This window comes from Achromobacter sp. NCFB-sbj8-Ac1-l, from assembly GCF_052695805.1.
This window is the reverse complement of record NZ_CP199812.1, coordinates 432,119-446,592: the sequence shown is the minus strand read 5'-3', so window position 1 is coordinate 446,592 and position 14,474 is coordinate 432,119. Positions and strand designations below refer to the sequence as shown.

Annotated in this window: 16 protein-coding genes; 4 read left to right on the top strand and 12 right to left on the bottom strand. The window is 68.1% G+C overall.

All coding sequences use genetic code 11. The features are described from left to right. Positions 1 to 82: 82 nt before the first annotated feature. Positions 83 to 325, top strand: a complete 243-nt coding sequence (locus ACUDP5_RS02130; protein WP_263915244.1) for a helix-turn-helix domain-containing protein — start codon at positions 83 to 85, stop codon at positions 323 to 325. Here ACUDP5_RS02130 and ACUDP5_RS02125 read toward each other — a convergent pair. Continuing rightward, a complete protein-coding gene (locus ACUDP5_RS02125; protein ID WP_263915245.1) occupies positions 315 to 854 on the bottom strand; it encodes a hypothetical protein in 540 nt (179 codons plus the stop codon). The two genes, ACUDP5_RS02130 and ACUDP5_RS02125, sit on opposite strands and share 11 nt — an antisense overlap. Positions 855 to 914: 60 nt before the next feature. On the opposite strand from ACUDP5_RS02125, the gene ACUDP5_RS02120 reads away from it, so the two are divergent. From ACUDP5_RS02120 to ACUDP5_RS02110, 3 genes are read left to right on the top strand one after another with little or no spacing between them, the layout of a single operon-like run. Then, entirely contained in the window at positions 915 to 1,808 is an 894-nt protein-coding gene (locus tag ACUDP5_RS02120; protein WP_445658056.1) for an alpha/beta hydrolase, read from the top strand. A gap of 32 nt (positions 1,809 to 1,840) precedes the next feature. After that, positions 1,841 to 3,412 carry a glutamate--cysteine ligase gene (gene gshA, locus ACUDP5_RS02115; protein WP_263915247.1) on the top strand — a complete coding sequence of 524 codons (1,572 nt, stop codon included), beginning with the start codon at positions 1,841 to 1,843 and terminating at the stop codon, positions 3,410 to 3,412. Between the two features lie 53 nt (positions 3,413 to 3,465). Next, a complete protein-coding gene (locus tag ACUDP5_RS02110) occupies positions 3,466 to 3,987 on the top strand; it encodes a lipocalin family protein (protein ID WP_263915248.1) in 522 nt (173 codons plus the stop codon). Positions 3,988 to 3,993: 6 nt separating this feature from the next. Here the strand turns inward: ACUDP5_RS02110 and ACUDP5_RS02105 are convergent, their stop codons facing one another. The 11 genes from ACUDP5_RS02105 to ACUDP5_RS02055 all read right to left on the bottom strand — a co-directional run bounded on the left by ACUDP5_RS02105 (position 3,994) and on the right by ACUDP5_RS02055 (position 14,460). After that, on the bottom strand, positions 3,994 to 4,938 hold the full coding sequence (locus tag ACUDP5_RS02105) for a succinylglutamate desuccinylase (protein ID WP_445658055.1): 945 nt from the start codon (positions 4,936 to 4,938) through the stop codon (positions 3,994 to 3,996). Positions 4,939 to 4,979: 41 nt separating this feature from the next. Next, on the bottom strand, positions 4,980 to 5,972 hold the full coding sequence (locus tag ACUDP5_RS02100) for a Bug family tripartite tricarboxylate transporter substrate binding protein (RefSeq protein WP_445658054.1): 993 nt from the start codon (positions 5,970 to 5,972) through the stop codon (positions 4,980 to 4,982). Positions 5,973 to 6,135: 163 nt separating this feature from the next. Further along, positions 6,136 to 7,050 carry a LysR family transcriptional regulator gene (locus tag ACUDP5_RS02095; protein ID WP_263915251.1) on the bottom strand — a complete coding sequence of 305 codons (915 nt, stop codon included), beginning with the start codon at positions 7,048 to 7,050 and terminating at the stop codon, positions 6,136 to 6,138. Positions 7,051 to 7,075: 25 nt separating this feature from the next. Next, the gene (locus tag ACUDP5_RS02090) at positions 7,076 to 7,960 is read right to left on the bottom strand and encodes an alpha/beta hydrolase (protein WP_263915252.1); all 885 of its coding nucleotides are present in this window, start codon (positions 7,958 to 7,960) and stop codon (positions 7,076 to 7,078) included. After that, positions 7,953 to 8,714: a GntR family transcriptional regulator gene (locus tag ACUDP5_RS02085; protein ID WP_263915253.1), complete on the bottom strand. Its 762-nt coding sequence runs from the start codon at positions 8,712 to 8,714 to the stop codon at positions 7,953 to 7,955. Before ACUDP5_RS02085 ends, ACUDP5_RS02090 begins: the two co-directional genes overlap by 8 nt. Before the next feature lie 55 nt (positions 8,715 to 8,769). Next, a complete protein-coding gene (locus tag ACUDP5_RS02080) occupies positions 8,770 to 9,831 on the bottom strand; it encodes a carbon-nitrogen hydrolase family protein (RefSeq protein WP_445658053.1) in 1,062 nt (353 codons plus the stop codon). Positions 9,832 to 9,852: 21 nt separating this feature from the next. Further along, positions 9,853 to 10,545 (bottom strand): ABC transporter ATP-binding protein, encoded by a 693-nt coding sequence (locus ACUDP5_RS02075; RefSeq protein WP_263915255.1) that lies wholly within the window; start codon positions 10,543 to 10,545, stop codon positions 9,853 to 9,855. Then, positions 10,532 to 11,407: an ABC transporter ATP-binding protein gene (locus ACUDP5_RS02070; protein WP_445658052.1), complete on the bottom strand. Its 876-nt coding sequence runs from the start codon at positions 11,405 to 11,407 to the stop codon at positions 10,532 to 10,534. Before ACUDP5_RS02070 ends, ACUDP5_RS02075 begins: the two co-directional genes overlap by 14 nt. Next, positions 11,397 to 12,380: a branched-chain amino acid ABC transporter permease gene (locus ACUDP5_RS02065; protein ID WP_445659118.1), complete on the bottom strand. Its 984-nt coding sequence runs from the start codon at positions 12,378 to 12,380 to the stop codon at positions 11,397 to 11,399. The genes ACUDP5_RS02070 and ACUDP5_RS02065 overlap by 11 nt, the downstream gene beginning before the upstream one ends. Continuing rightward, on the bottom strand, positions 12,380 to 13,294 hold the full coding sequence (locus ACUDP5_RS02060) for a branched-chain amino acid ABC transporter permease (RefSeq protein WP_445658051.1): 915 nt from the start codon (positions 13,292 to 13,294) through the stop codon (positions 12,380 to 12,382). The genes ACUDP5_RS02065 and ACUDP5_RS02060 overlap by 1 nt, the downstream gene beginning before the upstream one ends. Next, positions 13,291 to 14,460 (bottom strand): ABC transporter substrate-binding protein, encoded by a 1,170-nt coding sequence (locus ACUDP5_RS02055; protein WP_445658050.1) that lies wholly within the window; start codon positions 14,458 to 14,460, stop codon positions 13,291 to 13,293. The genes ACUDP5_RS02060 and ACUDP5_RS02055 overlap by 4 nt, the downstream gene beginning before the upstream one ends. Positions 14,461 to 14,474 lie beyond the last annotated feature (14 nt).

Sequence of the window (14,474 nt, the reverse complement as noted above, 5' to 3'; positions counted from 1 at the left end):
AGTAAAGTAATTCGCGGCAGCATCAAAGCTTGCCCGGTGCACCGGCTTGGCCCCAGCATGGACCTTCTGTCGCCAGGAATCCGTGCCATTGCCCTCGCCCGCCAAACCCGCCCCCGCCGTCCGGCTGTCGCCGCGCGAATCCGCCTGCCTGCACTGGGCGGCCGTCGGCAAGACCAGTTGGGAAACCGGCCGCATTCTCGACATCAGTGAAAGCACCGTCAATTTCCACTTGCGCAACGCCTGCCGCAAGCTGCAGGTGCGGGGCCGGCGCGCCGCGGTGGCGGCGGCCATCCGGCGGGGCCTGCTGCACCCCATCACGGCTTGACGACGACCGATCTCAGGAATTCACGGGCGCGTTCGGCCGGCAGGCTTTCCTCGGTGCCGGCGGCCACGGCCTCGATCAGCATGTTGTCTGTCACCCACACCCGCGCCCGCAGCCAGCCCGGCTTGCCCATGGCCTTGCCCTGCACGTCGATGTCCTGCCCGAAAGGCGGCCATTCGGTGGGCGGCGGCGCCTGCATGTTGACGTACAGCGAACGCATCAACGCCAGGCCCAGCGCCTGGCGGGCCACCGGGTCGGCGGCCAGCTCGGGCGGCAGCGGGGCCGACCCGATCGCGAACACGGCCTCGCCCACCGTGGCGCTGGCCAGGGTAAAAGTCAGGGTATGGGTATCCAGCCGCAGCTGGCGGGTCTCGGTCTGCACGCGGTCCGGGAACGCCGCCCGCACGTGACCATCCGCCACGTCGACTTCACGCCAGTTGTAACGGGGCGAGCAGGCGGCCAGCAGCAGGGCCAGCGCAAGAATCGCGCCGCCTTTCTTGAACATGAAACGAAACAGCGATGAAATCGTCATTACCGGAAGACCCCTCGGTCTTTTCATTTCGAGGAAAGCCCCAAATTGTCGCCGATTTCGATGACCCCCGCGCCCGACGGCACGCTTTTGGCCAATTATGTCTGGGACGCCGCCCCGAACGTGCCCGCGCCGGTGACCGGCCCCGGCACCCCCAGCATCTACCTGCTGCACGGCCTGAGCGAGCATGCCGGGCGCTATGACCGGCTGGCGCGCTGGCTGACCGCGCGCGGCTGGACGGTCGGCGCCCACGACCACCGCGGCCATGGCCGCTCGGCGGGCCGTCCCGCCACCCTGGCGCGCCAGGAAGACCTGGTCACCGACGCGGTGACCCGCCTGGACGCCTGGACGGCCGCCCAGGGCCGCCCGCCCATCCTGCTGGGCCACAGCCTGGGCGCCCTGGTGGCGGTGCGCATCGCCCTGCAACAACTGGCCCCGATCGACGCCCTGGTGCTCAGTTCGCCGCCCTTCGTGGTCAACGTGCCCCTGTGGGTGCGCCGCACCCTGACCTGGATGTCGCTGCACGCCCCGGACCTGCGGGTGCCCCATGGCTTGGCGCCAGCCCGCATCTCGCACGACCGGGCGGTGGTCAAGGCGTACCGGTCCGACCCCCTGGTGCGCCGCAGCATGACCGGCCGACTGGCCCGATTCGTGGATGATGGCGGGCGCGATTCCCTGCGCGAAGCCCACCAGCTGGCCTGCCGCACCCTCTTGATGGTGGCGGGCGACGATTCCATCGTGGCGGCCGAGGGCAGCCGCCAGTTCGCCCAGCGGGCCCCCGCCGAATTGCTGACATTGCGCTGGTACGACACGGCCTGGCACGAGATTTTCAATGAAACCGCCCCCATCGCCGACCCGGTCTACGCCGACCTGGACGAGTGGCTGGCGCGGACCGCCGCGGCATTGTCCCTGTCCCCAGTACTGACTCCCTCTGCAGAGGAGGCCAGCACCCCGTAAAATCCCGCGACAGACCCCAACGAGAATATTCCGTGACTGATACCGCCGCACACCGCCTCGCCCGCCTGGAGGCCAACCGCCCGCTGCTGGCCCAGACCCTGCGAGGCATCGAAAAAGAAGGCCTGCGCGTCGACGAGCAGGGCATCCTGGCCCGCACGCCGCACCCGGCCGGGCTCGGTTCCGCGCTGACCAACGAGCACGTCACCACCGACTATTCCGAATCCCTGCTCGAACTCATCACCGGCACCCACAACAATGTGGATGCCCTGCTGGCCGAACTGACCGCGACGCACCGCCACGTCTACAGCGTGCTGGACCACGAACTGATCTGGAACCAGTCCATGCCCGCCACGCTGCCGCCCGAGGCCGACATTCCCATCGCGTGGTACGGCACGTCCAATACCGGCATGCTCAAGCACGTGTACCGCCGCGGCCTGGCCGAGCGCTACGGCAAGACCATGCAATGCATCGCCGGCGTGCACTACAACTTCTCGCTGCCCGAATCCCTGTGGTCCGTGCTGGACAACCAGCCGGGCACCGATCAAGAGCGCCGCTCGCGCGGCTACATCGGCCTGATCCGCAATTTCACGCGCTATTCCTGGCTGCTGATGTACCTGTTCGGCGCGGCGCCCGCGCTGGCGCGCGATTTCCTGCGCGGCCGCGAACACCCGCTGCAAAGCCTGGGCGACCACACCCTGTACCTGCCCTACGCCACCAGCCTGCGCATGAGCGACCTGGGCTACCAGAACAAGGCGCAGTCGCAGCTCAAGCTTTGCTACAACGACCTGGACACCTTCCTGGGCCGCCTGTACGACGCCGTCACCCAACCCTGGCCCGACTACCAGAAGCTGGGCACGCACCGCAACGGCGAATGGATCCAGCTCAACACCAACGTGCTGCAGATCGAAAACGAGTACTACTCCAGCATCCGCCCCAAACGCGCCACCGGCCGCTGTGAGCGCCCGATCACCGCGCTGGCCGAACGCGGCGTGCAATACGTGGAAGTGCGCTGCCTGGACATCAATCCGGAATCGCCGGTGGGCATCGACGCCGACACCAGCCGTTTCGTCGACGCCTTCCTGCTGTTCTGCGCCACCGCCGACAGCCCCTTCTTCCCGGCCAACGGCTATTGCCAGCGCAGCGCCGATAATTTCTCCACCGTCGTCAAGGAAGGCCGCAAGCCCGGCCTGCAACTGGACCGCGACGGCCAGGCCATCGGGCTGGCCGAATGGGGCGAGCAACTGCTGGACCAGATCGCGCCCTATGCCGCCTTGTACGACGCCGCGCTGGGCGGCAGCGCCTATGCCGACAGCCTGGCCGTGCAGCGCGCCAAGCTCGGCCGCCCCGACGCCACGCCGTCGGCGCACCTGCTGACCGCGCTGATCGACAGCGGCGAATCGTTCCACGACTACTCCCTGCGCCAAAGCCGCGAGCATGCCGACACGCTGCGCGCCCAGGCGTTGCCGGCGGACCTGGCCGCCGAATACCGGCAGGCCGCGCTGGACTCCAGCGCCGAGCAACGCCGCATCGAGCAGGCCGACGACGTGGATTTCGACACCTACGTCGCGCGTTACCACGCCGCCCTGAAGGCGCCGCGCAAATAAGGCGTATCGTATGGCCTGTTAACACCCAGGTTTTGGATCAGGAGGCTTTTCCCATGCGCCGCTTTGCAACACTTCTGCTGGCCCTGGCCGCCAGCACGGCGGCGATTTCCCACGCCGCCCCGCCGCCCATGCAGACCGTGGAATCGGTGGACCTGAAGCGCTATGCAGGCATGTGGTACGAGATCGCCAATTTCCCGATGTTCTTCCAGCGCAACTGCGTCGGCGACACCACCGCCGAATACACGCTGCACCCGGACGGCACCGTGGGCGTGAACAACCGGTGCCGCACCAAAGACGGCGATGTCGACTCGGCATCGGGCACCGCCACCGTCGTCGAAGGCAGCAACAACGCCAAGCTTGAAGTCTCGTTCTTCAAGCCGATCAAGGGCGATTACTGGGTGATCGGCCTGGATCCCGACTACCGCTGGGCCGTGGTCGGCACGCCGGACCGCAAGTACCTGTGGATCCTGTCGCGCTCGCCGCAACTGCCCAAGGAAGACCTGGACCGCGCCCTCGCCGCCGCCACGGCGCAGGGCTACCAGCTGGACGAACTGCGCTACACGCCGCAGAAATAAGCAAGCTCAGCCCGCGTAATCGCGCGCCAATCTCACCACGGTCACGCCGGGTTTGAGCTGTCGCAGCGACGGCATGACCAGCGTGCAGCGGTCGTACGGCGACAGGATCGGCTGGCCGTCCGCCCAGCCGATCACCGACCCCGCCTGGTCCAGCGTTTCCAGCCCCTGCCAGGGCTGCGAGAACGTCAGGTCCATGGACGGCGCCACCACGGCGTCGGTCACTTCCAGCACGCGCTGCGCGGGCGGGTCCGGCAGCCGCCAGCCGGCCGGCATGTCCGCCGCATCGACCACGCCCGATTCGACCAGCATGCGCGCCACCATGTCGCGCGCCACGTCGCGCGTGGCGGGGTCGCCATGAAAGCCGCATTCGATCAGCAAGGCGCAGGCGTCTTCACGCGCGGGATCGCCGAACTGGGCGAAGTCGCGCATGCGCACGCCGTCCTTGTGGCCCGCGTCCACGATCACGTGCTGCGGCGCCTTCAGGCGCCGCGCCAGTGCGATATTGCGCGGCAGCACGCCGGTCAACAGCAGCGGCGCACCCGGCTCGTGCATCGAATGCAGGTCCAGCAGCCAATCGGCGCGCTCCACCCAGGGCCGCAACTGCACTGCGCGCTGGCGGTCGCTCGTGGTCGGGTGATCCAGCCGCTTGGCGCTCCAGACGCGATTCATGTCCTCGTCCACGAAACGCGAAGCATCGTGGCGGGCCAGGTCAAAGCGGTCAAAGGCCGGCAGGTTGCAGAACGCCAGCGTCAGGCTGCCGCGGCGCGGCCGCACGCCGGCCGCCAGCAGGTCTTTCAACGCCCAGGCGCCGCACAGCTCGTTGCCGTGCACCAGCGCCGACAGCATCAACGTGCGTCCGGCCACGCCGGAATCGAAATGCCACACGCCCGGCGTCTCGGTGTTGCCCACGCGCTCGGCGGCGAGGTCGGGTACGGAAAGCTTGAAGTCCATCTTGTTGCCTGCGTGATGAGGGTGATGCGTGCGAGGGCGCCTTACTGCGCCTCGATCTTGGCGGCCTTGACCAGGGCGCCGTACTTGCGGGTTTCTTCGGCCTGGTAGGCCACCGGGTCCAGGCCCGGTTGCGACAGCACGCCGCCGGCTTCCTGCATCTTGGCGCGGAACTGTTCCGACTTGAGCGTATCGGCCAGCGCCTCGCGCAGCTTGGCCGCCACCGGCTCGGGCAGGCCGGCCGGGCCGTACAGCGAGAACGACACGCTGATGTCCACCGACTCGAATCCCGGCGTCTCGGCCAGCGCGGGCACGTCCGGCGCCACCGGCGAACGCTGCTTCTGCGTCACACCCAGCGCCACGATCTTGTCGCCGCGCACTTGCGGCAGGCCCGACGACAACACCAGCATGCCGAAGTCCAGCTGGCCGCTCATCAGGTCGGTCACCAGCGGCGATACGCCACGGTAGGGCACGTGTTCGGCGCGCGTGCCGGTGGACTGGTTGATCATTTCGCCGGCCAGGTGCAACGTGGTGCCCACGCCCGACGAGCCGTAGTTGAAGCTGCCGGGCTTGGCCTCGCGCAGCTTGTGCAGGTAGTCGGCCGCGGTCTTCACGCCAGAATTCTTGCTGGCGGCCAGCAGCATGGGCTGCGAGGCAATCACGCCCAAGGCGGTGAAGTCCTTGGCGCCGTCGTACTTCACGGCGCTGTTGATCATGCGGGCAATGACCATTTCATTGGTCGACCCCAACAACAGGGTGTAGCCGTCGGCCGCGGCGCGGGCCACGCGCTGCGCGCCGATGGTGCCGCCGGCCCCGCCGGCGTTTTCCACCACCACGCTCTGACCCATGCGCTTGGCCAGTTCTTCGCCGAACAGGCGCGCGGTCAAATCGACGCTGCCGCCGGCCGGGTAGCCGACGACCAGCGAAATGGGGTGATCGGGGTAGCCGGCGGCCACGGCCGGCTGGGCGATGGCCATCGCCGAGGCGGCACAGAACGCGGCCAATGCGGCGCGCAGCGGATACGGTACGGATTTCATGCATTTCTCCCTGGGGTGCTGGGTTGGACGGTGGAGCCGCCTCATTCGAATTTCGGGAGACATTTTGCGGCGCGAGCCAGGGCCGCTACGTGCCAAGTCGGCACATTGGCGTGCTTATTCGGCTCTCTAGCCCCGCGTGTCCACGATGGCCTGGCGCGACCGATCAGGCCTTGCGGTTGGCGGTGGCTTCCCACGCCGCCTCGGCCAGGTCCGCCAGCCGTGCCCGCGACCGGTACAGTCGCACCTCGAAGGCGATCTCGTCGCTGCGTCCGCCCAGGGACACCAGCGTGCCGCGGCGGCAATCGGCCGCCACCATCGACCACGGCAGCCAGGCTACGCCCAGCCCCTTGGCCGCCGCGCCGTGCGCCGCGTCCAGCGAGTCGCTGCGCACGAACGGCGCCAGCGCGTAGGGCGTGGCTTCCAGCCGGTCGCCCAGGATGCGTTCCATCGACAGGCCGCCGGCATAGGTGATCAGCGGCACGGGCTGGCCGCCCTCGCCCAGCGTGTAGCGGGCGCGGCCGCGGCCATCGGCCTGGCTGACCGGCACCAGCTTGTCGGTGCCCAGCGTCATGTAGCGGTAGCGCACGGGATTGAGCGGCATCGACAACGCGGGATGCTCGTAGCAGCACAGCAGGTCCACCTTGCCCTGCTCCAGCCGCATGGCCATGTCTTCCATCTTGCCGGTGGAGATTTCCAGCTGGGTGCCGTCGACCAGCACCTTGGGCGCGCGATGGCGCAGCCGCGCCACCCAGTCGGCCACCAGCGTGCGCGCCAGGCTGCGGCCGGTGGCGATGCGCAACACGGCCTCGCCGCCCGCCCCCGAGCTGCGGATGCGATGCCGCACCCGCCCCATCTGCTCGACCACCTGCGTAGCCGTCTTGAGCAGGGCCTCGCCTTCGGCCGTGAGCGTGACCGGCACGCGCTGGCGTTCCACCAGCGGCGCGCCGGCCCAGGCCTCCAGGGTGCGGATACGGCGCCCGAACGCCGGATGCGTCACGTGCCGCGCCTCGGCGGCGCGCACGAAGCTGCCGGTCTGCGCCAGCGCGATCAGGTCTTCCAGCAGCTTCAGGTCAGCCATGGCATGCGAGGCGTCGGCTGGGCCGTCAGGCCGGCGCCAGGCCCATCATCGCCAGGGTGGCGCGGGTCAGGTCGCTGTTCGGGTCTTCCAGTTCGTTCACCAGGTCGAAGTGATTGCACTGCGGCGTGGGAATGCGGGTGGCTTGCAGGCCGGCGCCCGTCCAGGCCCGTTCAAAGGCCTCGGTCTGGTTCTTGAAGCCTTGCGTTTCCAGCCCGCCCACCGCCAGCAGCATCGGGCCGGCGCGCTTGGGCAAGTGAAAGATCGGGCTCTGGTGCGCGGCCTGGTCGGGCGTGAGCTGCAGCCAGGTGTTGGGCAGGATGTCGCACAGCGGCCGCAGATCGAACAGGCCGCTCAGCGCCAGGGTGCCCTTGACCACGTCGTCGGGCACGCCGTAGCGCGCCGGCCAGTCGGGCGCGGCCAGCATGCCGGCCAGTTGGCCGCCCGCCGAGCTGCCACCCACGTAGATGCGGTCGGGGTCCACGCCATAGGTGGCCGCGTTGTGATACAGCCAGGCCAGCGCCGAACGCATCTCGCGCACCACTTCGCCCAGCGTGGCCTCGGGCACCAGCGTGTATTCGGGCACGGCCACTGCGGCGCCGGCGTTGTTGAAAGCCTCGGCCATCACCGGCGCGTCTTCCTTGCGCTGTGCGCGCCAGTAGCCGCCATGGATGAACACGAACAGCGGCGCCGGCGTGCGCGTGGCGGCGGGCAGGAACAGGTCCAGCCGTTCATCGTGGCCCATGCCGTAGCGCAGGTTCAGGATGCCGGGGCGGCGCGCCTTCACCTTTGCTGACGATTCCGCGTAGCGGCGCACGCAGGCGTCGAAATCCGGCACCGATTCCCGGGCGTTGTATTGCACCTCGCGCTCGGCGATGGTGGGAAAAAACAGATCGATATCCGTGTCACTCATTGATGGCCTGCCTGTCGTCCTGGGAAATGATGTGTTCGATGAACTGCGCTGTCTTGCGGTAATGCGCCGCCAGCATCGCCACCGAACGTTCGACGTCGCGCGAGATCGCGGCGTCCAGCAGCTGGCGGTGTTCGTCGTCGACGTTGCGCTCGGGCCCGTAGGCCGTCGCGCCGGCACGCGCGGGACGCCGGTAGCGTTCGGTCTGCGCATACAGCTGCGTGGACAGGTCCAGCAGCCAATGCGAACGGCAGGCGCCGATCAGCGCGTGATGGAAATCCAGGTGACGGGCCTCGAGCGACTCTTCGAGTTCCTGGCTGGGCGGCGAGACCTCGCCGGCGCGCTGCGCAGCCAGCGTCAGCGCGTGGTACGCACCCACCAGGCGCGTCTCCCAGGCATCGTCGGCATTGGCCAGCGACCGCCTCAAGGCGTCGCAATCGATCAGGATGCGGGTTTCACAGGCGTCCCACATTTCTTCGATCGACAGGGGCGCAATGCGGAAACCGCGCGAGGTGGTGGTGACCACCATGCGCTCGCTGCGCAGGCGGTTCAGGGCTTCGCGAATGGGAGAAAAGCTGCTGCCGTAGCGCTGCTTGAGCAATTCCAGGCGCAGGGACTGGCCCGGCGCGAAGGCGCCGCTCATGATGTCGCGCCGAAGCAGGCGGTAGACCTGCTCGGACAGCGTGATTTCCTCTACCTCGGCGCTCCCGTCCGATCCGGGCTCGTCCTGGCGGGAGGCTTTGATTCTTGGCTTCAACGTGCTCTCCAGATGTCGGCGGCTGGCCGGCCGGCCCGCAGGCCGGCGGCCCATTCTACTCGCGGGCCGGTCGGCCTTGCCGGCGTCCATCGGGTTGCGGTTCGGTCAGCGCGGCCGGCGGGGCCCGGTCGGGCTCGTCCTCGTTCAGATCGTTCGGGTCGTCATAACGGGCCGCCTGCAAGGGCCGGCGGTTCACGCGCAGGTCGAACACGTCGAAGCGGTTGTAGTGGCCGGTGATGTCGTGCATCTGGCGCGGCTGGATGCAGCGCGACAGGTCGATGTCGGCATAGACGATGCCTTCGTCGTCGATCAGCGGTTCGCCGATCACGCGGCCGTCCGGTCCCAATATCCCCGAAAACGCGCTGTTGCGGCGCGCCAGCGTCTCGCGGGCCTCGGGGTGGCTGGCACTGATGGCGTCCTGGATCTCGGTCGAGATCGTCGAGCACGACACCACCGTGAACACCTTGCCTTCGAACGAATGGGCCGCGGCGCGCAGGCGGATGGCCTCGGCCATGTCGTAGTCCGGCGGCGCCACCGGCAGCGAGATGTAGCTGGCCACGTGCACCATTTCGCCTTGCGCCAACAGCGAAAACCGCGCCAGCGTGTTGGTGTTCTCGCCACAGGCCAGGCCGCCCAGCTTGCCGAGCGAGGTGTCGTACACCCGCAGCGATTCGCCATCGCCGTGCGCCCAGGTCAGCTTTTCGGCCCAGGTCGGCACCAGCTTGCGGTGGCGGCCCAGGATGCGGCCTTCGTCGTTGATGAACACCATGGTGTTGTAGATCGTGCCCACGCCAAAACGGCTGCGCTCGTTCACGCCTACCACCACGTTGATGCCGTGCTGGCGCGCGGCCTGCGCGATACGGCGGATCTCGGGGCCGGGCAGTTCGATGGCGCTCTTGCAGAGCTTTTCAAACCACGGACTGCCCTGCACCGGGTTCATCACCCAGCTCCAGTACGGATAGGCCGAGATGAACACTTCCGGAAACGCCACCAGGCGCGCGCCCTGGCCCGCGGCCTCGGCGATCAGCGCGCAGGTCTTGTCGACCGTGGCGTCGGTGTCCAGGAAGACGGGCGCCGCCTGCACGGCAGCGGCCTTGAATTGGGGCAGATTCAGCATGATTTCGGTTCCTCTTGCGGGTCAGATGCCCAGATAGCGCTGCGCCAGCTCGGGCTGCGCGGACAGTTCGGCAGGCTGGCCCGACCAGGCCACGCGGCCCTTGTCGACGATGTAGTGGCGGTCCACCAGCGTCGCCATCTCGGGCAGGTTCTTATCGATCACCAGAATCGTCTGGCCTTCGGCCTTCAGGGTGCGCAGGCACCGCCAGATTTCCTGCCGGATCAGCGGTGCCAGCCCTTCGGTAGCCTCGTCCAGGATCAGCAGCTTGGGGTTGGTCATCAGCGCCCGGCCCACCACCAGCATCTGCTGCTCGCCGCCGGACAGCGTGCGTGACGACTGGCCGCGGCGTTCCTGCAGCCGCGGAAACAGCGCGTAGACGCGAGCCAGGTCCCAGCCGCCGGGTGCGCCGCGCGAGGTCGCCACCAGGTTTTCTTCCACCGTCAGCGACCCGAACACGCGCCGGCCCTCGGGCACCAGCCCCACGCCCAGCCGCGCCACCGCGCTGGGCGCGGGCCGCGACAGCGTCTGGCCGCGAAACTGCACCTGCCCGCCAGTCGCGGGCAGCATGCCCATCAGCGTCTTGATGGTGGTGGTCTTGCCCATGCCGTTGCGGCCGATCAGCGAAATCACCTCGCCCTCGCCCGCCTCGAACGACATGCCGAACAGCACCTTGCTCGAGCCATAGCCGCCCGTCAGGCCGTCAACCTTCAACATGTTCTTCTCCCAGATAGGCGGCGCGTACGTCCGGATGGCGCCGCACCTCGTCGGGGGCACCGCTGAACACCACCTTTCCGTAGACCAGCACGCTGATGCGGTCGGCCAACGCAAAGACAGCGTCCATGTCGTGCTCCACCAGCAGGATGCCGTAGTCGCCCTTCATGCCCAGCAGCAGCCGGGTCATGCGGGCCGATTCCTCGGGCCCCATGCCGGCCATGGGCTCGTCCAGCAGCAACAGCCGCGGCGATCGCGCCAGCGCCACCGCCAATTCCAGCTGGCGCTTTTCGCCATGGGCCAGGTCGGCCGTGCGCACATGGCGGCGTTCGGCCAGGCCCACGTGCGTCAGCCACTGCATCGCCTGGGCCTTAAGGCCCGCGTCGCGCCGTGGGTCGGACCAGGCGCCGAACGCCCGGCCGCCCTTGAGCATGCTCGACAGAATCACGTTTTCCAGCGCGGTGTATTCGTGGCACAGCTCGGTAATCTGGAACGAACGCCCCAGGCCCAGCCGGGCGCGTTCGAAGGCCCGCAGCGCGGTCACGTCGCGCCCTTCCAGATGGATCGTCCCCGAGTCCGGCCGGATCTCGCCGCAGATCTGCGCGATCAGCGTCGACTTGCCGGCGCCGTTCGGGCCGATGATGGCGTGGATCTCGCCCGCCCGCACGTCCAGGTCGACCCCATTGGTGGCGACCACCGCGTCGAAGGCCTTGCGCAATCCAGACAGCTGCAGCAGTACCTTCCCGGCAGCGGTGTGCGATGCGGCGACCTTATCGGGATGCCATGGAGCCGGCTGCGCCGGTCCGTCGGCATGCCCCCTTGAGGGGGAGGCGCGCAGCGCTTCGGGGGTGGGCTTAGTCAGCATGTCGCGTCTCCAAGAGGCGGCCGAAGAGGCCTTTCTGACCCCACAGCACCACCAGCACCAGGATCGGCCCCATGTACAGCAGCCAATGCTCGGTCAACGACGACAGCAGCTGCTCCAGCCCCAGGAACACGGCCGCGCCCGCAATCGGGCCCAGCAGCGTACCCACGCCGCCCAGGATCACGATGGCCATCAGCTCGCCGGACTTGGTCCACGCCGCCATGTCGGGCGTCACCAGCCCCGCGTAGTTGGCCCACAGCACGCCGGCCAGCCCCGTGCCCACCGCCGACAGCACGAAGGCGGAGAGGCGGTACGGCGTGGGCGCCACGCCCAGGTTCAGCGCGCGCCGCTCGCTCTGGCGCAGCGCTTGCAGCACCATGCCGAACCGCGAATTGACGATGCGGATGCACAGCAGCGTCCAGCCGGCCAGAAGCGCCAGGCAGACGTAGTAGAACGTCACCGGGCTCTCCAGGTTCAGGCCCGGCAGCACATTGCGCTGCGCGATCATCAGGCCGTCGTCGCCGCCGTAGAACTGCAGCGACACCAGGATGAAATACACCATCTGGCCGAACGCCAGCGTGATCATGATGAACTGCACGCCGCGCGTGCGCAGCGCCAGGTAGCCGAACACCCAGCCCGCCAGCGCGCACACCGCCAGCGCGATCGGCCACACCACCAGCGCGGCATTGCTGCCGGCCCAGCCGAACAGCGGGCCCGCCTCGGCCGTGTGGAACGCGATGATGCCCACCGCATAGCCGCCCAGCCCGAAGAACATCGCATGGCCGAAGCTGACCATGGCGCCATAGCCGATCACCAGGTCCAGGCTGACCGCCGCCAGCCCGTAGATCAGAAAGCGCGTGACCACGCCGATCAGGAAAGGCGACCCGGAGGCAGCCGCGGCAGCCGGCAGCGCCAGCAGCAGGACCAGCCCGGCCAGCCCCCAGCGCGCGCGATTCGAAAGATTCATTGTCATCATCATCCCCGCGCCGGAAACAGCCCGCCCGGCCTGGCGATCAACACGATCGCCATCAACACATAGATGCTGGCAGACGCCAGGCCCGCGGCCAGCGGGTCTGCCGTGGCCGGCGAGAACACCGCGCCCAGCAACTGCGGCAGAAAGGCCCGCCCCATGCTGTCCACCATGCCGACCAGCAGCGCCCCCGCCAGCGCCCCGCGCACCGAGCCCACGCCACCGATTACGATCACGACGAAGGTGGTGATCAGGATGCGTTCGCCCATGCCGATTTCCACCGCCAGCAGCGGCGCGGCCATCACGCCCGCCAGGCCGCACAAGATCGCGCCCAGGCCGAACACCAGCGTGTAGAGCTTCTTGATGTCGATGCCCAGCGCGTCGACCATCTCGCGATCGTCGGCGCCGGCACGGATCAGCATGCCGATGCGGGTACGGTTCACCAGCCACCACAGCCCCACCGCCACCAGCGCGCCGATGGCGATGAACGACAGGCGGATCAGCGGATACTGGAACCCCGGCGCCAGCGTCACCGCGCCTTCCAGGAAGGACGGGATGCCCACCAGCGGCGGACGCCGCCCGAAGATCAGGCTGACGGCCTCGTTCGAAAACAGCAGCAGGCCGAACGTGGCCAGCACCTGGTACAGGTGATCGCGCTTGTACAGCTTGCGGATCACCAGCACCTCGACCGACAGGCCGTAAAGCCCGGCCCCCAGCAGCGCCGCCAGCACGCCCGCCAGGAACGAACCGGTGGTGCCGATGGCGTAGGCCGCGCAGTACGCGCCCACCATGTAGAACGAACCGTGGGTCAGGTTCACCACGCCCATGATCCCGAAGATCAGGGTCAGTCCGGCCGCGAGCAGGAACAGCATCGCGCCGAACTGCAGCCCGTTGAGCAACTGTTCGAAAAGCAATGTCATGACGGCATCTTGCAGAATTGGGCGTAGGCGTCCTTGTCATCCGACACCAGCTTGCGCACCAGGTGCGGCGACAGCACGCCGCTGGCGTCCTTTTCAATCTTCATCAGGTACAGGTCCTGCACCGGATGCTGATTGGTGTTCATGCTGAACTTGCCGCGCAGCGACGCGAATTCCGGCTTGCGCAACGCGGCGCGGAACTCGGCCTGGCGTGACAGGTCGCCGCCGGTGGCCTTGAGCCCCGCCCCGATCAGTTGTGCCGTGTCGTAGGCCTGCATGGCGTAGTCGGTCGGCACGCGGCCATAGGCCGCTTTGAATGCCTGCACGAAGGCCTTGGACTGCGGGTTGTCGAAGTCCGCCGACCAGATGCCGGTGGTGTAGGCGCCCAGCGCCGCGTCGCCGGTGGCCTGGATCATGCGCGCATCCATCGAGAAGCTGGGCATCAGCATCGGAATGGTCTTGTTCAGGCCGGCCGCCGCGTACTGCTTGACGAAGTTGATGCCGGTGCCGCCCGGATGGAACTGATAGACGGCTTCGGGCGCCAGCGAGCGCAGGCGCGCCAGTTCCACCGAGAAGTCCGACTGATCCAGCTTGGTGTAGATCTCGGCCACCACCTCGCCCTTGTAGGTGCGCTTGAAGCCTTCGATGGCGTCGCGCCCGGCCTGGTAGTTGGGGGCCAGCAGCACCACGCGCTTGTAGCCCAGTTCATTGGCCGCCACGCCACCCGCTGTATGGAAGGCATCGTTCTGGTACGAGGCCACGAAATAATTCTGGTCGCACTTCTCGCCCGCGAAGCTGGACGGCCCGGGGTTCAGACTGACGTAGAAAGCGCCCGCCTTGACCACGCCCGGCGCCACGGCAGCGAGCACGTTCGAGAAATTCACGCCGGTGAACAGCTTCACGCCCGACTGCAGCATCCGGTCGGCCGCCTGCTTGGCGTTGGCCGGCTTCAGGCCGTCGTCCTCGATCACCAATTGCACCGGCACCCCGCCCAACGCGCCGCCGCCCTGCTTGATGGCCAGGTTGAAGGCATCGCGTTCGTCTTCGCCGATGTAGCCCGCCGGCGTGGACAGCGTGGCGATGAAGCCGATCTTGACCGGGTCCGCGGCCTGCGCCGCGCCGCCCAGCGCCATGGCCATTGCGGCCGCCCATACTGTTTGCTTGATCATTGTTTTCCCCTTGG